Consider the following 21,366-nt stretch of genomic DNA (forward strand, 5'->3'; position numbering starts at 1 on the left):
GCACCAGCGGCGCCCCGTGTTCATTGCGTTGAGGGTCTGCGGCGGTCGAACTAGCTGCCCGAACCCGGATTTTCCTCGGAGGCGTCGGCCAGGATCGAGTCCGCGCGGAACATCGCCTTGATCCCGCGCAGGGCCTGACGCGTACGCTGTTCGTTCTCGATCAGGCTGAAGCGCACGTGGTCGTCTCCGTAGTTGCCGAAACCCACCCCCGGCGAGACCGCCACCTTGGCGTCGCTCAGCATCTTCTTGGCGAACTCCAGCGAGCCCATCTCGCGGTAGGGCTCGGGGATCGGCGCCCAGACGAACATGGTCGCCTTCGGCTTCTCGACCTGCCAGCCGAGCTTGTTCAGCCCCTCGCAGAGGACATCACGGCGCACCCGGTAGAGCTCGCGAATCTCCTCCACGCAGTCCTGCGGGCCTTCCAGCGCAGCGATCGCAGCGACCTGGATGGGGGTAAAGGTGCCGTAGTCGAGGTACGACTTGATCCGCGCCAGCGCCGCGACCAGGGTCGGGTTACCGCACATGAAGCCGACGCGCCAGCCCGGCATGTTGTAGGTCTTGGACAGGGTGTAGAACTCCACCGCAATGTCCTTCGCCCCCGGCACCTCGAAGATCGAAGGCGCCTTGTAGCCGTCAAAACTGATCTCGGCATAGGCCAGGTCGTGCACGATCCAGATGCCATGTTCCTTGCAGATCGCCACGACCCGCTCGAAGAACTCCCGATCCACGCACTGTGTGGTCGGATTCGCCGGGAAGTTGAGGATCAGCATCTTCGGCTTCGGCCAGGAGTCCTGGATCGCCCGCTCCAGCTCGGCGAAGAAGTCGACATCCGGCGTCAACGGCACATGGCGCACATCCGCGCCGGCAATCACACAACCATAGGGATGAATCGGATAGGCCGGATTCGGCACCAGCACCGCATCGCCCGGCCCCAGGGTCGCCAGCGCAAGGTGCGCCAGACCCTCCTTGGAACCGATGGTCACGATCGCCTCGGTCTCCGGGTCCAGATCGACGTCGAACCGGGTCTTGTACCAGCGCGTGATCGCGCGGCGCAGCCGCGGGATGCCCTTGGACACGGAATAGCGGTGGGTATCGCCGCGCTGCGCCGCCTCGCACAGCTTGTCCACGATGTGCTGCGGCGTCGGCTGGTCCGGGTTGCCCATGCCGAAGTCGATGATGTCCTCGCCGCGGGCGCGGGCCTCGGCCTTCAACTGGTTCACGATGTTGAAGACGTAGGGCGGGAGGCGCTCGATACGGGGAAAGACGTCGGTCACGGATTCTGGGTCCTGGTTGGGGCCTTGGGGATCGCTTTGCAGGGCCAAAACGGCCCCTCCGGATGCCGCACCGGAAAGCGCGCCAAAGTATAACCCGGGCCCCCGGCTGTCAACGAATCGAGGCTTGGGCACTCCCCCAAGCGCGGATGGAATCTTGAGCCTGTCGCGGGCTCGGAGTAGCGTAAAGGGATGCTGTTTTCCGAAGTCACCAGCGAAGACTCCTACATCGTGACCGGCTACGAGTCGGGGCGCGTCGGAATCAACCAGATTGCGCACAGCCGCAGCCTGATCGTGCGCCCGCACGAACTGCGCACCGACTGGCCAGTCGACTCGGTCGAACAACTGGGCGTGGATCACCTGCAAGCAATACTGGACGCGCCGCCCGAGGTCCTGCTAATCGGCACCGGTACGGTCCAGCAATTCCCGGACCGCGCGGTCTGGCGTCATCTGCGCTCGCAGGGCCTGGGGGTGGAAATCATGGATACCGCGGCCGCCTGCCGCACGTACAACCTGATCATGGCCGAGGGCCGCGACGTCGCCGCTGCCCTGATCATTAACGGATAAGCGACCCGCCCCGGCAACCCTCTCAGGAACTCGGCAGGACCTCGTCACCCTTCATTCCACGCGACTCCAGCAGCTTCCGCAGCCGCTTCAGCGCATCCATCTGAATCTGCCGCACCCGCTCCCGGGTCACGCCGATCTCCGCCCCGACCTGCTCCAGGGTCGAGCGCTCGAAACCGTGCAGTCCGAACCGACGCACCAGCACCTCGCGCTGTTTGTAGTCCAGTTCTTCCAGCCAGGCATCCACCAGATGATGAAGATCCTGATCCTCCAGCAAAGTGGAGGGCTCGGGTGCATTCACGTCGGCAAGGATATCGGCCAGCGAGCGATCGCCGTCCGGGCCCGACGGCAAATCCATCGAGGTGGAGGGTTCGGACATCGCGCGCAGCTTCTGGATCTCCGCCACCGGCCGGCCCAGGCGCTCCGCCAGCTCTTCCTCGGTGGGGTCGCGGCCCAGTTCCTGCGTCAGGTTGCGCGCAATCCGTGCGTGCATGCGCAACTCCTTGCTCACATGCACCGGAATGCGGATGGTCCGCCCCTGATTCATCAGGGCCCGTTCGATGGTCTGGCGGATCCACCAGGTGGCGTAGGTGGAAAAACGAAAGCCGCGCTCCGGGTCGAATTTTTCCACCGAGTGCATGAGGCCGAGATTGCCCTCCTCGATCAGGTCAAGCAGCGGCAAACCCCGGTTCAGGTAGCGACGGGCGATCTTGACCACCAACCGAAGATTGCACTCGATCATGCGCCGGCGGCCACTCTCGTCTCCCTCGCGCGCCAGACGCGCGTACTTGCGCTCTTCCTCGGGGGTCAGCAGCGGGCGGTATTCGATATCGCGCAGGTAGATCTGGATCGCATCCAGTTCCGCGGGACGGGCGTCGCGCAGGGTTTTCGGCCGTACTGGAGCGCCTTCTTCCGGTTTCAAGCCGGCGGTGACGTCGGGTAGCACCGCCTCCGAGACGTCTTCCGGATCTTCGGATTCCTCGATCTTTTCGACCGGATGGGCCAGATCCTCGGGCACCTGGGTCGCCTCCTCCGGATCCGGCTCGTGGGTCAGGTTGTCGTTGTGCAGTTCCGGAGCGGCCGGTTGCCGGGTCTTGGCCATGTAGTGTCCTGCTCTCGATCGAGTCAGCGGTCCGGGAGGTATCGCGCCGGGTCTACCGGCGTCCCGTCCACCCGGATCTCGAAGTGCAACATCGGGCGCTCGGCCCCCGATGACCCCAGACGCGCGATGGTGTCGCCCGCCTGCACCTGGTCACCCTCGCTCACCAGCAATTCATCGTTGTGCCCGTAGGCACTGAGGAACCGCGCGTCGTGCTTGAGGATGATCAATCGACCATACCCCACCAGGCCGCCACCTGCATAGACCACTTCCCCGGCCCGCGTTGCCCGTACGTGATCCCCCCGTTCGCCGCCGATCGCAAGCCCTCGACGCGTGCCGCTGCTGGAGAATCCGCGCAGCACCTCGCCCGCCGCCGGCCATTGCCAGCCCCCCGGATCGGAGGGCGGCGGACTCGAAGTCGACGAGCTTGAGGTAGAGCCGGACGAGGTTCCGCCACCGCTGTCGCGGCCAGAGGCGCCCGAGGATGGTTGCCGCGTGCTCGGCGCTGAAGAGGCCTGTGGCGCGCTGGGCGGCGACGAGCGCGCCGCACCTCGCAGCCGCAGGCGCTGACCGGGATGGATAACATAAGGGGCACCGATGGCATTGCGTCGGGCCAGATCGCGCCATTCCAAGCCGTAGCGCTGGGCAATGCGATACAGCGTCTCGTTGCGCTGCACCACATGAGTGTCCGGCATCGAGGCCCCGCTGGGCGCACGCGCCGCACAACCGGCCAAGACACTCGCAACCAGGACCAGCACCAACCCCGTCACCAATCCCTGAACCATGCGCCGGCGCATGTCAGTCCATTACCAGATAGATCGCCATGGCCACGGCCAGCAGGATAATGGCCGCCCAGCCCAGACGCTCCATATACGGTCGCAGATGGCGCTCCGCACGCGGCCCGGCCCAGGCCATGAACAACGCGACCAGGAAGAAACGCAGCCCGCGCCCCACCAGCGACGCGATCAAGAACGGCAACAGGGCCATCGAAAGCGCCCCGGCGGTCACGGTGAACAGCTTGTAGGGGATCGGTGAAAAGCCGGCGACCAGGACGACCCAGACTCCCCAGGTGTCAAACCAGACCTCGGCCTGGCTTAACTCCTCGCCGTACCCGACCTGATGCAGCCAGGGCCCGATCCACTCGAACGCCAGCCACCCGATCAGGTACCCGAGCAAACCGCCAAGCGCGGAAAACAGGGTGGTCAGCGCGGCCAGCCGCCAGGCGGAACGCGGCTGCGCCGCCGCCATCGGCGCAAGCATTACGTCCGGGGGGATGGGAAAGAACGAAGACTCGGCGAACGAGAGCCCAGCCAGATAACGCGGCGCATGAGGATGGCGGGACCAGGCCATCACCCGGTCGTAGAGCGGCTCGAAGAGCTTCATCGATGCCGTACCGCCGCGACCAGTTCAGTCACAAATGCCTCGACCTGCACGGTCCGCCGTCATTGCTCGGCCCCCGGAAGCATCGGCACGAACATCACCGCGTCCAGGATATCGCGCACATAGGCCTCTTCCGTCCGGGTATAGCGCACCAGCTGCTGACGCCCGTCCGGGCCTTCCACGGGCGCGACCAGGCGCCCGCCCAGCGCCAGCTGGGTCAGCAACGCCTCGGGAACCTCCTTCGGTGCTGCGGTCAGGATAATCCCGTCGAACGGCGCCTTGTCTGGCCAGCCGTCGGCCCCGTCACTGTGCCGAAGATTGACGTTGTTGATGCCCAGACGGCTCAACAGTTCACGGGCGTTCCGGCTGAGCGCCTGAATGCGTTCCACCGAGAACACCCGATCCACGATCTGCGCCAGGACCGCCGCCTGATAGCCGGAGCCGGTCCCGATCTCCAGGACCGTCCGGGGGCGCTCGCCCTCGAGCAGTGCCTCGGTCATGCGCGCGACGATAAAGGGCTGGGAGATGGTCTGGCGATGTCCGATCGGCAACGCCGTGTTTTCGTAGGCGCGATGGCTCAGCGCCTCCTCCACAAACAGGTGGCGCGGAATCGAACGGATCGCCTCCAGTACTCGCGGGTCGCGGATGCCCTGCCCCTCCAGCAACCGCACCAGTCGGTCACGGGCACGCTGCGAGGTCAGACCGGCGCCGGTGGCGTCAGGAACCATGTCCAGCCTCCGGGAGCGAGTCGTCCAGCCAGCGTCCCACCGTGTCGATGGCGTCAAAGCGCGTGAGGTCCACCTGGATCGGCGTCACCGAGACGTAGCCCTCGCGCACCGCGTGGAAGTCGGTACCCGGGCCGGCGTCCTGTTCCGACCCGGCCGGCCCGACCCAGTAGATCGGGCGCCCGCGGGGGTCCTCGTCCGCGATCATCGGCTCGGCCCGATGGCGATGCCCCAGGCGCGTGGCCTGCACACCACGGATCTCCGAGCGCGGCAGATCGGGGACATTCACATTCAGGATGGTGGCCGCCGGCAGTGGCACGCGGTTGATGCGGTCCAGCAATTCGACCACTACGCTTGCCGCGGCGTCGTAGTGCTGCAGATCCGGACCCACCAGCGACACCGCAATCGACGGGAGCCCCAGAAAGCGTCCTTCCATCGCAGCTGCCACCGTGCCGGAATACAGCACGTCGTCGCCCATGTTCGCACCGGCATTGATCCCGGAGATGACCACATCCGGCTCCTGCTGCAACAACCCCGTGATCGCCAGGTGCACGCAGTCCGTCGGGGTCCCGTCGACCTGTACATCACCGCTCTGGAGGTGACGCGCCCGCAGCGGCCGCACCAGCGTCAGGCTGTTGCTGGCACCGCTGCGATCCCGGTCCGGGGCCACCACGTGCACCTCGGCAATCCGCCGCAGATGCGTCGCCAGGCACTGGATGCCCGGGGCGTGAATTCCATCGTCGTTGCTAACCAGAATGCGCATGCAGGAACAGGGCCGTTGGGAGGGCGTTCAATATACTGGAAACCGTCCAGGGAGACGCTCTCGAATCGACTCGATCGCGCCCGCCCCCCGAAAAGTGCGAGTATCCTGCCATGAACTCCGGGGATGATCCCAACGATTTCGACGAATTCCTGCAGGCCGTTGGCAACGTGCGACGGCTGCACAGTGATCAGGCCGATGTCCGTCCCCCGCCTCCCGCAGCCCGGGCACGCCAGCGAGAGGCCGACGAGGCGCGCGCTCATGCCGACTGGCTCAGCGATCCGCTTAACGCCGCCGATCTGCAACCGGGCGATGAACTCCGCTTTGCCCGCCCCGGCATCAGCCCGCGCGTCTTCCGCAAGCTGCGGGGCGGACACTACCGCGTACAGGACGAGATCGACCTGCACGGCCTGTTCGCCGACGAGGCGCGCCGCGCCATTGGCCTGTTCCTTGACGATGCCCGCCGGGGCGGCGCGCTGTGCGTACGCATCGTGCACGGCAAGGGCCTGCGCTCACGCCACAAGGGTCCGGTACTCAAGGGGCTGACCGACCACTGGCTGCGCCAGCGCGACGATGTCCTTGCGTTCTGCTCCGCGCGGCCGACCGACGGCGGTACCGGTGCCGTCTATGTCCTCCTCAAGCGGTCCCGGAGCCCGGATCCCGGGCGCTAAAAGCCGCATCCAGAGACCATCTTCCACGCAACAAACGGCGCCCTCACATACGCCTTTCGATATATTCGCATTTTGCGATGTGGATGCTTAGACTGGATTCAGACCCGCAAGGCGGCCCCGGAATCCTGACCCGGATTCATCTATCATTTGGTGAACACCGACCTTGCGCTTTAACCACGATCGGTCCATGCTTTGTACAGGTCTTGTACAGACACAGGACGCAACGGACTCTGCACTACGAGGTATTTGCCATGAAGAACTGGAAGCTCGCCCCCCTGGCCCTCGGCCTGATCGCCTTCTCTGCCGCCAGCGGCCAAGCGGGCGCAGACAGCATGCCGCAGCTCTCTCAGGACGACCTGCAAGAGCGCATCGCTGCCAATCGTGACGCCATTCAGAAGTTTGCCAGCACCCTCCAGGGCGAACTGATGTCCGCCATGCAGTCCGGCGGCCCCACCGAGGCGATCCAGGTCTGCAACGAGCGCGCCCCTGCAATTGCGCGTGACATCTCGGCGGAAACCGGCATCGAGATCGGGAGAACCAGCCTGAAGCTGCGCAACCAGGACAACGCCCCCGACCGCTGGGAACGCCTGACCCTGCAGGGTTTCGAGGCCCAGCATACGGCTGGCACTCCAGCCACGGATCTTCCGCCGCGCTTTGGCGTGGTCGAATCCGATGATGGTGACCCGAAATTCCGCTTCATGGCGGCCATCCCGACCGGCGGCGCCTGCCTGACCTGCCACGGCTCCGACGTCAGTGGCGACGTCAAGCACGCGCTGGAACGTCTCTACCCCGACGATCAGGCGACCGGCTTCCGTGAGGGAGACGTGCGCGGTGCCTTCACCGTGACCCAGGAAATGTAGGCATTCCGGGACCATCGGGCCCGAGTCCCGGGCCCATCGGAAGAGGCCGCCCCCGGGCGGCCTTTTTTGTGGCCGGGACCATCCCGGGGCGCCCACCACAGCCTCCATCCTTGAGCACAACCGCACCGGAACGTGCTATTTTCGTGCCATGGAAGCCGAGAAGGGCGCCCAAAAAAACGCCCCTCCGCGTGCACGACCCCCAGACCTGACCGAAACGCCATATATGACGCGAACCATAGATGCCGAACTGCTTGCCCTCGCCGTGGATGCCTCCAATGACGGTATCGTGATCGCCGAGCGCGAGGGCGACGACAATATCCTGATCTACGTGAATCGTGCCTTCGAGGAACTGACCGGCTATCGCTCCGAGGAGATCCTCTACCGCGACTGCCGCTTCCTGCAGGGGGAGGATACCGACCAGGGCGTGCGCCAGGAGATTCGTGCGGCCATCGACGAAAACCAGCCTTGCCGTGTGACCCTGCGCAACTACCGCAAGGACGGCAGCCTGTTCTGGAACGAGCTGTCGCTGACCCCGGTGTTCAACGACGAAGACCGACTCACCTACTACATCGGTATCCAGAAAGACATCACCGACCGCGTGGAAGCCGAGCAGCGCGCCGAACGCGCCGAACGCAAGCTCAAGAACTCCGCCTGACGCCGACTCAGGCGCGATCCGCTGCCCGCGGGACGCAGATCGCCTCAAGCACACCGGTCGCATACTCCCCGGCCCCCAGCTCCAGCGTCAGCCACAGGTCATGCCCCTCCCAGCGCCACTTCACGGCGCCTGGCACCATGCGCAGCGCGCGGCGCGCCGCCTTCACGTCCGCCTTGGCCAGTCCTTCCGCCAACGCCGGCTCGCCAGCGGCCATCGCTGTCTCCAGTGCCTCAACCTCGCCTTCCGTCTGCATCGCACCCTTGCCCCATAGCGGCCCCGTCGGATGGAGATCCAGCCGGGCAGCGCGCGCCTCGATCTCGGCATCCACTTCCGCCACCGGAAACACGCTGCCCGAGCCTTCAAGATTGGCCACGTCGCCCGGCAGCAACCGGTCCCAGTCGCCGCGGCGGACCCGCTCGGCCAGTACCTCGTTGAAGATCGCGGAACGCGCGGCGGACAAGAGCAGACTGCGCTGGTTGCGGCTGCGCGGCGCGCGACCGCCCCCCAGCCAGGCCCGCGCCTTGGCCAGGTTGTCGCGGCCAAAGCGTTGCGCCCCGAAGTAGTTGGGAATCCCCCCGCTACGGATCGCCTCGAGGATCTGTTCCGCGGCCTCGCGATCGCCCTGCACATCACCCAGACGGATCTCGAAGCGATTGCCCGCCAGGTGCCCAGTACGCAGCTTGCGCGCATGGCGGGCGATCTGCAGCACCCGCATCCGGCCCGCCGCCTCCCCGCCTTCCTGGGCGCCATTCCAGGCCTCCGCCCGGGCCGTCCAATCCGGCTCGGACTCCGGCGGGCATTGCACGCTGAACCACTGGCGCGTCACCGCCTGGCGGTCCTTGCGCCCGGCGTAGCTGACCTTGCCCCGGCCCGCACCCGACTCGCGCGCCAACCAGACCGCCACGTCCTCGCTGTTCAGCAGGCGCTTCTCGATATCCAGCCAGACATGTTCCCCCTCACCTTCGGGCGTCGTTGCCGGCAATTCCTCAACCCGGAAATCTTCCGGGCATGCCTTGATCATCGCGGTCAGGGGCGGGTGCCAGGGGTAGGGTGTCGCGTTCATCTCGGGCTCCTGACTCATCGGGGGGATGCCGGCCGGGCAACATCGTCACGCACATAGACCGGCTGCGCGTCTTCAGGCGCCACCGCCTCGCCACGCTCCCAGGCATCCACTGCCAGCAGCGCAACCTCTTGCGCATCGGGCAACGCGTCGGCGTCCACCGCCTCGCTCGCCAGCCCCTGCGCGGCGGCCAGATCGGGGAAGGTGGCGAAGGCCGACCCCAGCCCATAGCGCTCGCCCACCGGCCAGGCCACGACCAGGCTCTCCGGTGCGGCCACCTGCTCCGGCCCAAGGCCCACGCGCTCGCCCTGAACCGGACAAAGGCTCCAGTACACCTCCCCCATGCGAGCATCCAGCGCCGCAAGCACGGCCGCCGGCCGGCGATCATCGCGCAGCGCCTGTTGGGCCAGCGCCTGCAACGTGGAGACCGGAACCACCGGACGGTCCAGGGCGAAGGCAATCCCTTGCGCCACGCCCAGCCCCAGGCGTACACCAGTAAACGCCCCCGGCCCCCGTCCGACGGCCACGCCATCCAGACTGCTGCGCGGCACGTCCGCCTCGCGCAGCAATTGCTCGATCTGCCCCAGGATCAGCTCGCCATGCCGGCGCGCCGCGCGCTCGCGCACACAATGGATCTCGCCATCAAGATAAAGGGCTGCCGAACACTGTTCGGAAGCGGTCTCCAGTGCGATCAAGCGCATGTGTTGCGTCCCCGGGCCTGTGCGAGAAAACACAGCGCGGCGGCCGGCTCCCGCGTACGGTGAAACGCCGGCAGGCTGGCCAGAAAGTGCCGGCCGTAGGATTTTCCGGTTAGCCGCGGATCGCACAAGGCGAGGATGCCCGCATCCTCGGCGTCCCGAATCAGCCGCCCCGCGCCCTGTTTCAGCGCCAGCACGGCCTGCGGCAGGGTGAATTCCATGAACGGGGAACGCCCCTCCGCCTCCAGCGCGGACGCGCGCGCCTGCAGCACCGGGTCATTGGGCGCGGCAAACGGCAAACGATCAATGATCACCACCGACAGTGCCTCGCCGCGGATGTCGACGCCTTCCCAGAAACTGTGCGCCCCCAGCAGCCATGCATTGCCCGACTCGCGAAAACGCGCCAGCAGGTCGCCCCGCGGCTGCTCGCCCTGCACCAGCAGTTCGCGATCAGCCGGCAACTCTGCACGCAGGATCGCCGCCGCTTCCTGCAATGCGCGATGGCTGGTAAACAGGAAGAATCCGCCGCCCGGGTTGTCACGCAGCAGCGGCCAGGCCCAGGCGATGCAGGCGCGGGTATAGCCCGGGTCGTTCGGATTGGGCAGCGGGGGCTGTGGGTGGACCAGGCAGGCCTGATTGGGAAAATCGAACGGGCTGTCCAGGCGTTCGCTTGCGACATCGGCCGGCAGGCCCAGTCGGCGCGCCGCATGGCCGAAGTCCTCGCCCACCGCCAGGGTGGCCGAGGTAAAAATCCACGCCGCCGGCCGCGCGGCGCGCCGCTGTGCCAGCGGCCGTGCCGCATCCAGCGGTGTCCGGTGCAGGATCAGGCTCTGACTGAAACGCTCCGCCCAGGCCACCGTGTCCGGGGTCTCCTCGCGCCAGTCGCGCAGGCGTTCCAGCAACAGGGCGCTGCGCCCGCGCAGCTGCTCCAGGCCTGGTGCCCGTGCGGCCGCGGCCTCCAGCGCGTCGCCGACAAAACCGAGATTCGTGTCGAGCCGATCCAGCAACGGATCGAGCTCGCCGCCAGGACTGACCGTATCCCAGCTGGAGCGGCCCTCCCAGGTGCGCGAGGCATCCAGCAGCTCGGCCACACTCGCCTCCAGCTCCGTGATGCGCTGGCGGATATCCAGCATCTCCGGGGCATGCTGTTCCTGCTCGCGCCGGGTGTCTCGAGCCAGTTCGCGTAACGCGCGCGTGCCGACCGCAATACCAAAAAACGACCCGGCGATATCCGGCAGCTGATGAGCCTCGTCGACAATCACCGCGTCGACCTCCGGCAAGAGTTCGCCGAAGCCCTCTTCTTTCAGGGCCATATCCGCGAGCAACAGGTGATGATTGACCACCACCACGTCCGCCTCCTGTGCCCGCTTGCGGGCCTGCACCACGAAGCAGTCGTTGTAGCTCGGGCATTCCCCTCCCAGGCAGTTGTCCACGGTCGAGGTGACCTGCGGCCACAACCTGGAGTCCTCCGCGAGGATCCCGGCCTGCCCCAGGTCGCCGGTAGGGCTTGTACGCGCAAACCGCTGCAGGGCCTCGATGACCGGCAACTGCTCGCGGCGCACGGGGCTGCCGGTCGCACCCCCGGCCTCGGCCGCGGCCAGTTCCAGGCGGTAGTGGCACAGATAGTTGGCGCGGCCCTTCAGCAGCGCAGCCCGCGGACGGTATCCCAGGGCCTCGCAGACCACCGGCAGGTCGCGATCGAAGAGCTGGTCCTGCAGGGTCTTGGTTCCGGTGGAGATCAGGGCACGCCGGCGCGACTGCAGGACCGGCACGAGATATGCGAAGGTCTTTCCCACCCCAGTCGCGGCCTCGACCAGCAGGGCGGTGGGCGCAGTCGCCAGCGCCTCTTCGACCGCCACGGCCATGCGTTGCTGCGGCTCGCGCGGACGGAAGCCTTCGACCGCAGTGGCCAGGTCCCCGCCCGGGCTCAGGGCCCGTACCGCCGCCGACTCCACCGTTACCGCGTTCGATGAGTCAGACAATGTCGGCTTCCAGGCGGCGGATCGCCTCGCGGGCCTCGTCGGCCCCGGCCGCGTCGCCCTGCTTCTCGCGGGCCTTCAGGATCAGTCGCCAATTCTGCAGGGCCAGTTCGCGGTCTCCACCGCCCACCATCTGCAACGAACGACCGGCCAGACGCTCGGCCTGCTGATAGCGCCCCTGTTCCATGCGCAGCGTGGCCATCTGGTGCCACAGCCCGGCATCCCGCGGCGCAATCCGCAAGGCGCGCTCCAGACGCTGCTCCGCTCGTGCCGTGTCCCCGGCCTGGCGCGCGGACTCGGCCTGCTGGGCCAGGTTCAGGGCCGCGGCGGGTGTCGGCGCGCGTTCCGGCTCACGGGGTTCGACCCGATCTACGCTGGGCGCTGCATCCTCGCCGGTGATATCCCCGTCGTCGGGCACCGGGGCACTCGCATCCCGGGGCGCCGGCGTCGCACAGGCGGCGAGCAGCGCGGCCAGCGCAACAGCACCCAGCCACTGCGCCGGGCGCCACGCCGAACCGGCGGGCCGCGCTACGCGAAACGGGGATCGTGCGGTACACAACATCTTCACCGGAATAGCCTCTCGAACCAGCCTTGCGGGCTGGAATCACTGCGCAGATCACACTCGGCGCGTGTCTCGGGGCTCGAATTCTGCCAGAACGGCAGCCTCTTCACCGACTCGCAGGCGTGGTCATCGCTTTCCACACGCAACCCGGAGGCAAGATCGACCCCCTGATAGTCGATGCCGGGGTGGCCCTCCAGGCGCAGGGATTGCACCCCGATCCCCGCCATGATCTCCGCCCACACCGGCGCGGCGGACACCCCACCGGTCAGACCGGTGGGACGGTTATCGTCCATACCCAGCCAGACCACCGCCACATGGCGATCATCAAATCCCGCAAACCAGCTATCGCGAAAGTTGTTGGTGGTTCCGGTCTTCCCGGCCACGACCTCACCGTTCAGGCGCGCATTGATCCGGCTCCCAGTACCTTCCCGGGTCACGTCATGCAGCGCGTGGGTCAACAAACGCACCGCACCATCCGACACCGCGCCCTGCAGGGACAGCCCGTAGTGCGAGAGCATCTCATCGTCCTGATCCAGCACGTCGCGGATCACCCGGGTTTCGGTCGCATAGCCACCGTTCGCCAGGGCCTGATAGAGCCCGGCCACCTCCAGTGGCGAAAGCTCGATCGCACCCAGCGCCAGCGACGGCAACGGGGCCGGTGTGCGCTGCAGACCCAGCGTCTGCAGCAAGCTGACCACTTGCGAGATCCCGATATCCTCGGCCAGACGCACCGTAGCGATGTTGTACGACTGCACCAGGGCTTCCCACGCGGTCACCGGCCCCCGGTATTCGCGGTCAAAGTTGCGCGGTGTCCAGGGCTCGCCATGCGGCAGCTGCAGGGTCAGCGGGCTGTCGTCGAGGAGCGTCGCAAGGGTGTATCGGTTCGGGTTGGTCAGGGCCGCGAGGTACACGAACGGCTTGATCACCGAGCCGACCTGCCGCTGGGCCTCCACCGCACGGTTATAGCCGGGATAGCGCGGGTTGCGATCCCCGACCACCGCCAGCACCTCGCCGGCCTGCGGGTCGGTCACGACCGCCGCGGCCTGCAGATCGTCCAGGTCGCTCACGCCCCCGCGACGCCGGACCAGGTCGTCCACGCCGCGTACCAGCCGTTCCTCGAGGAGCATCTGGACGACCGGGTCCATGGTCGTGAAGATCCGCAGGCCCTCGCTGCGCAGGTCCTCGTCCGCGTAATCCGTACGCAGCTCCCGGCGCACCAGATCCAGGAACGCCGGAAAGCGGCTGCGCCCTTCCGGCATGACCGGGGAAACATCCAGCGCCGTCGCCAGCGCCCGGTCCACCCGGTCGCGTTCGGCCAGCCCGGTCTCGGCCATCGCCTCCAGCACCCGGTCCCGGCGTTGCGTGGCACGCTGCGGATAACGTCGGGGGTCGTAGTAACTGGCCCCGCGCGCCAGCCCCACGAGCAGCGCCAGCTGGTCCAGACGCAACTCGTTCAACGGGCGCTGATAGTAGAACTGCGCAGCCTGACCGAAGCCGTGGATCGCCCGTTCACCGGTCTGCCCCAGAAACACCTCGTTCAGGTAGGCCTCGAGGATCTCCCGCTTGTCATAGCGGTGCTCCAGCAACAGGGCCATCACCGCTTCGTTCAGCTTGCGCGTCAGCGTCTGGTCACGGGTCAGGTAGAAATTCTTCACCAGCTGCTGGGTCAGGGTGCTGCCACCCTGCACCGTGCGTCCGGCCCGCAGGTTCGCGACCGCGGCCCGCCCGATGCCGACCGGGTCCACCCCCCGATGGGACATGAAGCGGCGGTCCTCGATCGCCAGCAAGGCCCCGATCAGCTCGCGCGGCACCTCGTCGATATCGACCAGGATGCGATCCTCGCCATGGGTCGGGTAGATGCTGCCAATCAGCAGCGGCTCCACGCGCATCAGGTCCACATTGCGCCCACTGGACTGCTCGGCGACCGACTCCACGCGGCCCTCGGACAGGCGCACCCGCACCGAATGCGCCGGCTCCCGACCGTCGCCAAAGGTGAACGGCCGGGTGGTCAGGCGCGCGCTACTGCCTTCGATGCGGAACTCGCCGGGCCCGGCGCCATCCGGGGTCTGGCGATAGTTCAGGGCGCGCAGCTCGGTCTCCAGCGCATCCGCGGTCAACGGCCGCCCCGCATAGAGCTCCAGGGGCCGCGCATACACCCGCGCCGGCAGCGCCCAACGCTGCCCCTCGAACCGTTCACGAATCTCGCGGTCCAGTTGATGCACATAGATGCCACCCACCGTAAGGCCGGCGAGCAGCAGCCCCGCCAGGGTCCAGCTGCCCGCACCGAACAGGCGCCGGAGTCGGCCCCTTCGGGGCGCGCTTCGCTTGCGGGGACGTGTAGTGGCTTTTCGCGGCATGGCGTGTGATGGGCGAGGTGACCGAAACGGCAGCAATGGTAACCTGATGCGTAAGCGAAAACGGGTGCATGGCCGGCGATTCCGGGAAAAAGACCCGGCTCCCGATGCCCAACACCCCCACGGCCTACTGCGGAGCCCCGATGACCGAACTGGAACAGCACCACAAGCGCCTGCACCAACTGGTCGCGGACCGCGGATTTCCCGCCCCGGCGCCGGATGCCGACACCGTGCGCACCATCGAAACCCACATCTCCACGGTCATCCTCGCGGGTGAGGACGCCTACAAGTTCAAGAAGCCGCTGAACCTCGGTTTCCTCGACTTCTCCACCCTCGAGGCTCGCCAGCACTACTGCGAGACCGAGCTGGAGGTCAATCGCCGTCTGGCACCCCAGATCTACCTGGAGGTTGCCACCCTCAATGGCGACGATGCCCACCCCGTCATCAACGGCGAGGGCCCCATCCTCGACTACGCCGTGCATATGCGCCGGTTCGACCGCAAACGGCAGCTGGACCACCTTCTGGACAAGGGCCAACTGCCCGCCGCCACCATGGATGCACTGGGGCACTACATCGCCGCCTTCCACGAACGCACCGAACGCACCGATGCGCAGTCCGAGTACGGCACCGCAGAGGCCGCCACCCAACCGATGCTGGACAACTTTCCGGCCCTGAAGGAGACCGTTCGTGGTGCGTCGGACCGGGCACGCCTGGAACGGCTGGAACAGTGGACGCGATCGGAAATCAATCGATTGAAGGCTACACTTGAAGCTCGGCATGACGAGGGTTTCGTGCGCCATGGCCATGGCGACCTGCACCTGGGCAACCTGGTCTATGTCGATGACGAGAACGGCGAGGAAGTGCCGGTCGCCTTTGACGCGATCGAGTTTGACCCCGCCCTGCGCTGGATCGACGTGATCTCCGAGATCGCCTTTACCACCATGGATCTCCTGGCCCGTCAGTCGCGCGCCCACGCCTGGCGGCTACTCAATGCCTACCTGGACGGGCGCGAAGACTTCGACGGTCTCGCGCTCCTGCCGTTGTACCAGGTCTACCGCGCACTCATCCGGGCCAAGGTCCAGGGCATTCACGGGGCCGAGGCGCAGCTCCCTTCCGACGAACAGGCGGCCCACCAGGCGGAGATGGGCCGCTATCTAGCCCTCGCCGAGCGCCTGACCGAACCTGGATCCCCCCGCCTGATCCTGATGCATGGCGTCTCCGGCAGCGGCAAGACCGTGATCAGCACTCAGATCATCGAAGCCCTGGGCGCCGTGCGCCTGCGCTCGGATATCGAACGCAAACGCCTGTCCGACGCCGTCTCCTACAGTGCCGATGCCCGGGCCCAGATCTACGGCCATCTGCGCGAACGCGCCCAACGCCTGCTAGCGCTCGGCCTGACCGTGGTGGTCGACGCCACCTTCCTGACCCAGGACCAGCGCGCCCCGTTCCAGCGTCTGGCACTGGAACAGGCGGCCGGCTTTGCGGTGGTTGCCTGTCGCGCCCGTGACGAAGTGCTGCGCGAACGACTCGAGGCCCGCACCCGTGCGGGCCGTGATGCCTCAGATGCCGGCGTCGAGGTGATGGAACAGCAACAGCCGCAGCAGGAATGGCCCGCCCCCGAGGAGGGCTGCATCGAGGTGGCCCCGGAGGCACCGCTGGATCCGGACGCGCTCGCCCGCCAATTGCTACAACCCGTCGCAACCTGAGCGACCGCGTACAATCAGCGATAGACAGACCCCGGATACTCCGTCAACTTCGAGACACAGGAACTGGCACGCTCGCCCTCGAGCCCGGAACCCGACCAGGAAACCGCAGGAGCCCCCATGCATCATCACCGCCCCGGTCCGCTCGACCGAATCCGCCGCACCCTCACGCCCATTGCTGTCGGCGGATTGCTGGCCATCGGCTCCACCGCCCAGGCCGATGCCCTGCTGCACTACGTCGACGACGAAGGACTGGAGAGCCAGATCCTGGTGCGCGGCGACATCGTGCGCATGGACCTCAACGAGTCCATCAGCGGCACCTCCGGCTACATGCTCTTCGACGCCAGAACCGACCAGCTGACGGTCGTGGACGACACGGAACAGACCTACACCCCGCTGACTCGCGAGGTAATGGACCAGCAGATGCGCGCCATGACCGACATGGTCAGCGACCTGCGCCGACAAATGGAGCAGCTCCCGCCCGAGGTGCGCCAGCAGCTCGAGGAGCAGCTGGGCATCGGGGCGGAGGGTTTCGATGCCGAGATCGACACCCGCGCCACCGGCGAACAACGCAAGATCGGGGACTTCGTCTGCGACGATTACGAGGTGCTGATCGACGGCCAGGTGCAAAGCACGGTCTGCGTAACGGAGCCGGATACCCTGGGCCTGGGCAGCGCGGATTTCGCGACCCTGGGCGCCCTGATGGATCGCCTGTACGAGCTGTCCCTGAACGCCCTTGAGGCCGGCGGGCCGATGGCCTCGCAAATGGGTGCCTCCCTGCTGCCGCGCGTCGACGGCATCCCGCTGCAGGTCAGTGAAAAGGGCGGCGTGACCACGCGGCTTGCCGGCATCTCCACCGACGACCTCAGCGCCGCACTCTTCAGCGTCCCCGACAGCTATGCCGAACGCGATCTTTTCTGACACCTGGCGCCGACGGCTGCCGCTTGCTCTGGCCGGCCCCGGGCTTCTGCTGCTTGCGGCCTGCAGTGCGGGCCCCGAACCGCGCGGAGGGGACACCGCGCCCGTTGCCACACCCGAAGGCCTTGCGGACGGCCCAATGAGCCCCACACCCGAGGCTGGCCTGGAACGCTCCGAAGTCGTGCTGACCGCCCTCGGTCACCTCGATACCCCGTACCAGTACGGCGGCACCGATGCCACCGGGCTGGACTGCTCGGCCCTCGTCCAGCGGGCCTACCGCGAGGCCGGGCGCGCCGTCCCGCGCACGACACGCGATCAGGCCCGCGCCGCGACCCGACGCGAGGGGCCGCCCACCCCGGGTGACGTGGTGTTCTTCGCCATTAACGGGAATCAAATCGACCACGTCGGGGTCTACGTGGGAGACGGCCGCTTCGTGCATGCGCCCAGCGCACGGGGTCAGGTTCGCATCGAGCATCTGGACAACCCGTACTGGGCGCCCCGAACCCGCTTTGCCGGTCATTTCTTCAACTGACCGCGATCAGAGCCCGCCCGTCGTCACCAAACTCACCGCTGACGGCGCGCATACAACCCATCCTGGCCAGGCCTGGAATCACAATAGAGGAAGGAACCATGAAAACACTCACCGGTATTTCGCGCACCCTGCGCCACTCCGCCCTGGCGATCGGCCTGGGCCTCGGTCTCGCCGTTGGCGGCACCGCCAGCGCCTATGAGACGTTCATGGAGACCGACGAACGCGTCATCTTCACGACCGAAGGCGAATACGACTTCTACTTCGAGATGGTCGAAGAGGCCATCGCCGCTGAAGGCCTGGTCATCAACAACGTCGGCTACATCGCCAACATGCTGGACCGCACCGGTGGACAGGAAAGCGGCGAAGGCATCTACCTCAACGGGCAATCGGTCGACTTCTGCAGCGCCACCTACTCGCGCGCGACCATGGAGGCCGATCCGCACAACATGCTCTTCTGCCCCTACATCATCACGGTCTACGAGCTCTCCGAGGAACCGGGCACAATCTACATGGGCTACACGCCGGTTCCCGAGGTCGGCGACAAGGACTCGAAGGAAAGCCTGCGCGCCGTGAACGAACTGGTCGAGCGCATCATCAAGGAAGCCCTCGCCTTCTGATCCCAGGGACCATTGTCGCAACGAAAAATGCCCGGCAGCCTTGCGGCCCCGGGCATTTTTATGCCCCCTGTCCTACATGGCTAGGACAGGGTGATTCGGACAGGCGTGAACCGGGTCAGGGCGTCTGATCCTCTTCCGCCCCTTCCTTCTTCACCGGCAGCAGGACCTGACGGTCGACACCCAGCATCAACGCCGCGGTCGCCGCGATGAAGATGGACGAGTACGTCCCCACGACCACCCCGATGATCAGCGCAATCGAGAAGTTCTGCAGGGCCGCCCCACCCAGGAAGGCGAGCGAGAGCAACACCAGCAGGGTGGTCATGCTGGTCACGATGGTCCGCGCCAGGGTCTTGTTCACCGCATTGTTCATCACCTGTTCCGTGCTCTGCTTGCGCAGCACACGGAAGTTCTCGCGTATTCGGTCGTACACCACGATGGTGTCATTCAGCGAGTAGCCAATCACCGCCAGCACGGCGGCCAGCACCCCCAGGTCGAACTCCATCTGCAGCAGCGAGAAGATCCCCAGCGTGATCAGCACGTCGTGCACCAGCGCCAGCACCGATCCAATGGAGAAACGCCACTCGAAACGCACTGCCACATAGATCAGGATGCCGGCCAGCGCATAGATCATCGCCAGACCGCCCTGCTCGCGAAGCTCCTCGCCGACGGCCGGACCGACGAACTCCACCCGACGAAGATCCGGATCGTCCGGCCCGCCATCCCGAAGAGCATTCAACACCCGGTTGGACAACATCGCCGGGTTGTCGTCGTCTTCGCTTGGCGGCAGGCGAATCAGGACATCGCGCGAGGTGCCGAAGGTCTGCACCTGCGCCCCCGCATAGCCGCCCGCCGACAGGGTCTCGCGGATCGTATCCAGCTCCACCGCTTCGGGGTAGCCCACTTCCACCAGGGTCCCCCCGGTGAAGTCGATCCCGAAGTTCAGCCCGCGGGTGGCCAGCAGCGCCACCGAGATAATGATCAGGACCAGCGAGATCGCGATCGTGATCTTGCGCTTGCCGAGGAAATCGATGTTCGATTCAGCGAAATTCAGATGCGGAAGCATAGTTTTCTCCGCGCTCAGATGGCCAGGCGCGTCAGCCGACGCTGGCGCCCGTAGGTCAGATTGACGATTGCGCGGGTCACGATGATCGCGGTGAACATCGACGCGATGATCCCGATCGACAACGTGATGGCAAAGCCCTTGATCGGCCCGGTACCGAACAGGAACAGCACCAGCGCCGCGATCAGCGTCGTCACGTTGGCGTCCGCGATGGTGGTGAACGCTCGGTCATAGCCCGACGAAATCGCCGCCTGGGGTGACAGTCCGTTGCGGATCTCCTCGCGTATGCGCTCAAAGATCAGCACGTTGGCGTCCACTGCCATGCCGACGGTCAGCACGATCCCCGCAATCCCCGGCAGGGTCAGGGTCGCCTGCAGCATCGACAAAACCGAGACGATGAAGATCAGGTTCAGTGCCAGCGCCACGTTCGCGATCAGTCCAAAGGCGCGGTAGTAGAGGATCATGAAGATCATCACGAGGATGAATCCGATCACCACCGACTGCATGCCGCGATCGATGTTCTCCTGGCCCAGGCTCGGACCCACCGTGCGTTCCTCGACAATCGACATCGGCGCGGCCAGCGCACCGGCGCGCAGCAGCAGCGCGAGGTTGCGCGCCTCACGCGTGGTATCCAGACCCGAGATCTGGAAGCGTCGGCCCAGCGGCTCGTTGATGCGCGCAACGTTGATGACCTCTTCGCTGCGCGAGGTACGCATGACCTGCTCGCCGTCTTCCTCCACCGTCTCGGTGGTCGTCTCGATGAACACCGACGCCATCAGGCGGCCCACGTTATCCGAGGTCACCCGCGAGAAGATGCGCGCCCCCTGGCCATCGAGATTGATGAACACGGCCGGGCCGCCACTATCCTGGGCAATCCCGGAAGAGGCGTCGGTAATGTAGTCACCGGTGAGCATCACCTGGCGCTGCAGCAGCACCGGGGTCCCGTCACGCTCGCGGTACAGACGCGTCCCGGACGGTGCGCGGCCAGATTCAGCGGCCTCCATCGGGTCACCGGCCTCGGAGACCAGGCGGAACTCCAGCGTGGCGGTCGCTCCGAGCACTTCCTTGGCCCGCGCAGTGTCCTGCACGCCGGGGAGCTGAACCACGATCCGGTGCTCGCCCTGCTGGGCAATGATCGGCTCGGCCACACCCAGCTCATCCACGCGCGAGCGCAGGGTAGAGATGTTTTGCTGCAGGGCCTGACGGCGCAGCTCGGTCAGGTGGTCATCGCTCAGGGTGCCCACCATGCGGGTGGTGTCGCCGCTACCGCGGATCTCCCATTCCAGCTCGCCGCGATATTCGCGGGTCAGCCAGCTCTCGGCTGCCGCGAGGTTTTCCTCGTCCGCGAACATTACGGTCAGGTCACTGGAACTGCGCTCGATCGTGTCGAACGTCAGACGCTCGTCGCGCATCCTGCCGCGCAGCTCGTTGGAGTAGCGTTCCATCGCCGTTCCGATCACGGCATCCAGATCCACCTCCATCAGGAAGTGCACCCCGCCGCGCAGGTCCAGACCCAGTGCCATCGGCTGCCCGTTGATCGCGCGCAGCCAGTTCGGCGTCGCCGGGGCCAGATTCAGGGCGACGGTGTGGTTGTCATCCAGGGCATTGCGCAGGATCTCCGCGGCGAGCGACTGCTCGTCGCTGGTCTCGAAGCGCAGGAGTAGCTGCCCGTCGTCCTGCTCCTCCACCTGTTTCGGCGTCACGCCCTGGGCACCCAGGATGGTGCCCATCAGGTCACGGATGTTCCCGTCGATCTCGCCGGTGACCGGATTGCCGATCTGCACCGACGGGTCTTCCGGGAACAGGTTGGGCGCGGCATACAGCCCCGCGCCCAGAACGACCACGACGATCAGGGCGTACAGCCACGCCGGATAGGAATTGCGCATATCAAAAACCCT

General features: G+C 66.5%; 21 protein-coding genes. 8 read left to right on the plus strand and 13 right to left on the minus strand.

The window, feature by feature from the left end; all coding sequences use genetic code 11:
* Positions 1–50: 50 nt before the first annotated feature.
* Positions 51–1,274, minus strand: a complete 1,224-nt coding sequence (alaC, locus tag D579_RS0108515) for an alanine transaminase (protein ID WP_019563739.1) — start codon at positions 1,272–1,274, stop codon at positions 51–53.
* A 189-nt stretch (positions 1,275–1,463) separates the two neighbouring features.
* Between alaC and D579_RS0108520 the strand changes: the two genes are divergently transcribed.
* Positions 1,464–1,838, plus strand: coding sequence for an Mth938-like domain-containing protein (locus D579_RS0108520; protein ID WP_018145813.1), 375 nt, complete (start codon positions 1,464–1,466; stop codon positions 1,836–1,838).
* A 22-nt stretch (positions 1,839–1,860) separates the two neighbouring features.
* Here the strand turns inward: D579_RS0108520 and rpoS are convergent, their stop codons facing one another.
* Genes rpoS through surE form a run of 5 tightly spaced genes read right to left on the minus strand, consistent with a single transcriptional unit; the run spans position 1,861 to position 5,802 of the window.
* A complete protein-coding gene (gene rpoS, locus D579_RS0108525; protein ID WP_018937713.1) occupies positions 1,861–2,937 on the minus strand; it encodes an RNA polymerase sigma factor RpoS in 1,077 nt (358 codons plus the stop codon).
* A gap of 23 nt (positions 2,938–2,960) precedes the next feature.
* Positions 2,961–3,731, minus strand: a complete 771-nt coding sequence (locus tag D579_RS0108530) for a peptidoglycan DD-metalloendopeptidase family protein (protein ID WP_018169644.1) — start codon at positions 3,729–3,731, stop codon at positions 2,961–2,963.
* 1 nt (position 3,732) lies between these two features.
* Positions 3,733–4,317 (minus strand): YqaA family protein, encoded by a 585-nt coding sequence (locus D579_RS0108535; protein WP_018951722.1) that lies wholly within the window; start codon positions 4,315–4,317, stop codon positions 3,733–3,735.
* A 59-nt stretch (positions 4,318–4,376) separates the two neighbouring features.
* The gene (locus D579_RS0108540) at positions 4,377–5,042 is read right to left on the minus strand and encodes a protein-L-isoaspartate(D-aspartate) O-methyltransferase (protein WP_018169643.1); all 666 of its coding nucleotides are present in this window, start codon (positions 5,040–5,042) and stop codon (positions 4,377–4,379) included.
* Positions 5,032–5,802: a 5'/3'-nucleotidase SurE gene (gene surE / locus D579_RS0108545; protein ID WP_018145818.1), complete on the minus strand. Its 771-nt coding sequence runs from the start codon at positions 5,800–5,802 to the stop codon at positions 5,032–5,034. Before surE ends, D579_RS0108540 begins: the two co-directional genes overlap by 11 nt.
* Before the next feature lie 110 nt (positions 5,803–5,912).
* Here surE and D579_RS0108550 point away from each other — a divergent pair, with 110 nt between their 5' ends.
* The 3 genes from D579_RS0108550 to D579_RS0108560 all read left to right on the plus strand — a co-directional run bounded on the left by D579_RS0108550 (position 5,913) and on the right by D579_RS0108560 (position 7,985).
* Positions 5,913–6,470, plus strand: coding sequence for a Smr/MutS family protein (locus tag D579_RS0108550; RefSeq protein ID WP_018650212.1), 558 nt, complete (start codon positions 5,913–5,915; stop codon positions 6,468–6,470).
* A gap of 251 nt (positions 6,471–6,721) precedes the next feature.
* Positions 6,722–7,330 carry a DUF3365 domain-containing protein gene (locus tag D579_RS0108555; RefSeq protein WP_018937714.1) on the plus strand — a complete coding sequence of 203 codons (609 nt, stop codon included), beginning with the start codon at positions 6,722–6,724 and terminating at the stop codon, positions 7,328–7,330.
* Positions 7,331–7,553: 223 nt separating this feature from the next.
* Entirely contained in the window at positions 7,554–7,985 is a 432-nt protein-coding gene (locus tag D579_RS0108560; RefSeq protein WP_018951723.1) for a PAS sensor domain-containing protein, read from the plus strand.
* Positions 7,986–7,992: 7 nt separating this feature from the next.
* On the opposite strand, the gene truD is transcribed toward D579_RS0108560, so the two are convergent.
* Genes truD through mrcB form a run of 5 tightly spaced genes read right to left on the minus strand, consistent with a single transcriptional unit; the run spans position 7,993 to position 14,641 of the window.
* Positions 7,993–9,048: a tRNA pseudouridine(13) synthase TruD gene (gene truD / locus D579_RS0108565; protein WP_018951724.1), complete on the minus strand. Its 1,056-nt coding sequence runs from the start codon at positions 9,046–9,048 to the stop codon at positions 7,993–7,995.
* Between the two features lie 14 nt (positions 9,049–9,062).
* Positions 9,063–9,746, minus strand: a complete 684-nt coding sequence (tsaB, locus tag D579_RS0108570; protein WP_018169639.1) for a tRNA (adenosine(37)-N6)-threonylcarbamoyltransferase complex dimerization subunit type 1 TsaB — start codon at positions 9,744–9,746, stop codon at positions 9,063–9,065.
* The gene (locus tag D579_RS0108575; protein ID WP_018951725.1) at positions 9,737–11,698 is read right to left on the minus strand and encodes an ATP-dependent DNA helicase; all 1,962 of its coding nucleotides are present in this window, start codon (positions 11,696–11,698) and stop codon (positions 9,737–9,739) included. The genes tsaB and D579_RS0108575 overlap by 10 nt, the downstream gene beginning before the upstream one ends.
* A 19-nt stretch (positions 11,699–11,717) precedes the next feature.
* Positions 11,718–12,290 carry a tetratricopeptide repeat protein gene (locus D579_RS0108580; RefSeq protein ID WP_026289480.1) on the minus strand — a complete coding sequence of 191 codons (573 nt, stop codon included), beginning with the start codon at positions 12,288–12,290 and terminating at the stop codon, positions 11,718–11,720.
* Complete coding sequence (gene mrcB, locus D579_RS0108585) at positions 12,287–14,641, minus strand: penicillin-binding protein 1B (RefSeq protein WP_155985607.1); 2,355 nt, start codon at positions 14,639–14,641, stop codon at positions 12,287–12,289. The genes D579_RS0108580 and mrcB overlap by 4 nt, the downstream gene beginning before the upstream one ends.
* A 140-nt stretch (positions 14,642–14,781) precedes the next feature.
* Here mrcB and D579_RS0108590 point away from each other — a divergent pair, with 140 nt between their 5' ends.
* From D579_RS0108590 to D579_RS0108605, 4 genes are all read left to right on the plus strand, one after another.
* Entirely contained in the window at positions 14,782–16,344 is a 1,563-nt protein-coding gene (locus tag D579_RS0108590; RefSeq protein ID WP_026289481.1) for a bifunctional aminoglycoside phosphotransferase/ATP-binding protein, read from the plus strand.
* A gap of 117 nt (positions 16,345–16,461) precedes the next feature.
* On the plus strand, positions 16,462–17,262 hold the full coding sequence (locus D579_RS0108595) for a hypothetical protein (protein WP_018951729.1): 801 nt from the start codon (positions 16,462–16,464) through the stop codon (positions 17,260–17,262).
* The gene (locus tag D579_RS0108600; RefSeq protein WP_231362644.1) at positions 17,240–17,791 is read left to right on the plus strand and encodes a C40 family peptidase; all 552 of its coding nucleotides are present in this window, start codon (positions 17,240–17,242) and stop codon (positions 17,789–17,791) included. The genes D579_RS0108595 and D579_RS0108600 overlap by 23 nt, the downstream gene beginning before the upstream one ends.
* 98 nt (positions 17,792–17,889) lie before the next feature.
* A complete protein-coding gene (locus D579_RS0108605) occupies positions 17,890–18,408 on the plus strand; it encodes a DUF302 domain-containing protein (protein WP_018169632.1) in 519 nt (172 codons plus the stop codon).
* 115 nt (positions 18,409–18,523) lie between these two features.
* Here the strand turns inward: D579_RS0108605 and secF are convergent, their stop codons facing one another.
* Together secF and secD are read right to left on the minus strand one after the other, a co-directional pair.
* A complete protein-coding gene (gene secF, locus D579_RS0108610) occupies positions 18,524–19,471 on the minus strand; it encodes a protein translocase subunit SecF (RefSeq protein WP_018951730.1) in 948 nt (315 codons plus the stop codon).
* A 14-nt stretch (positions 19,472–19,485) separates the two neighbouring features.
* Complete coding sequence (gene secD, locus D579_RS0108615) at positions 19,486–21,354, minus strand: protein translocase subunit SecD (protein WP_018937723.1); 1,869 nt, start codon at positions 21,352–21,354, stop codon at positions 19,486–19,488.
* Positions 21,355–21,366 lie beyond the last annotated feature (12 nt).

It is taken from the genome of Thioalkalivibrio sp. AKL12 (assembly GCF_000377925.1).
Lineage (GTDB): Bacteria > Pseudomonadota > Gammaproteobacteria > Ectothiorhodospirales > Ectothiorhodospiraceae > Thioalkalivibrio > Thioalkalivibrio versutus.

Coding starts and splice junctions, on each gene's coding strand:
- D579_RS0108520 (WP_018145813.1), top strand. CDS start 1,464: ATGCTGTTTTCCGAAGTCACCAGCGAAGACTCCTACATCGTGACCGGC.
- rpoS (WP_018937713.1), bottom strand. CDS start 2,937: ATGGCCAAGACCCGGCAACCGGCCGCTCCGGAACTGCACAACGACAAC.
- D579_RS0108530 (WP_018169644.1), bottom strand. CDS start 3,731: ATGCGCCGGCGCATGGTTCAGGGATTGGTGACGGGGTTGGTGCTGGTC.
- D579_RS0108535 (WP_018951722.1), bottom strand. CDS start 4,317: ATGAAGCTCTTCGAGCCGCTCTACGACCGGGTGATGGCCTGGTCCCGC.
- D579_RS0108540 (WP_018169643.1), bottom strand. CDS start 5,042: ATGGTTCCTGACGCCACCGGCGCCGGTCTGACCTCGCAGCGTGCCCGT.
- surE (WP_018145818.1), bottom strand. CDS start 5,802: ATGCGCATTCTGGTTAGCAACGACGATGGAATTCACGCCCCGGGCATC.
- D579_RS0108550 (WP_018650212.1), top strand. CDS start 5,913: ATGAACTCCGGGGATGATCCCAACGATTTCGACGAATTCCTGCAGGCC.
- D579_RS0108555 (WP_018937714.1), top strand. CDS start 6,722: ATGAAGAACTGGAAGCTCGCCCCCCTGGCCCTCGGCCTGATCGCCTTC.
- D579_RS0108560 (WP_018951723.1), top strand. CDS start 7,554: ATGACGCGAACCATAGATGCCGAACTGCTTGCCCTCGCCGTGGATGCC.
- truD (WP_018951724.1), bottom strand. CDS start 9,048: ATGAACGCGACACCCTACCCCTGGCACCCGCCCCTGACCGCGATGATC.
- tsaB (WP_018169639.1), bottom strand. CDS start 9,746: ATGCGCTTGATCGCACTGGAGACCGCTTCCGAACAGTGTTCGGCAGCC.
- mrcB (WP_155985607.1), bottom strand. CDS start 14,641: ATGCCGCGAAAAGCCACTACACGTCCCCGCAAGCGAAGCGCGCCCCGA.
- D579_RS0108590 (WP_026289481.1), top strand. CDS start 14,782: ATGACCGAACTGGAACAGCACCACAAGCGCCTGCACCAACTGGTCGCG.
- D579_RS0108595 (WP_018951729.1), top strand. CDS start 16,462: ATGCATCATCACCGCCCCGGTCCGCTCGACCGAATCCGCCGCACCCTC.
- D579_RS0108600 (WP_231362644.1), top strand. CDS start 17,240: ATGCCGAACGCGATCTTTTCTGACACCTGGCGCCGACGGCTGCCGCTT.
- D579_RS0108605 (WP_018169632.1), top strand. CDS start 17,890: ATGAAAACACTCACCGGTATTTCGCGCACCCTGCGCCACTCCGCCCTG.
- secF (WP_018951730.1), bottom strand. CDS start 19,471: ATGCTTCCGCATCTGAATTTCGCTGAATCGAACATCGATTTCCTCGGC.
- secD (WP_018937723.1), bottom strand. CDS start 21,354: ATGCGCAATTCCTATCCGGCGTGGCTGTACGCCCTGATCGTCGTGGTC.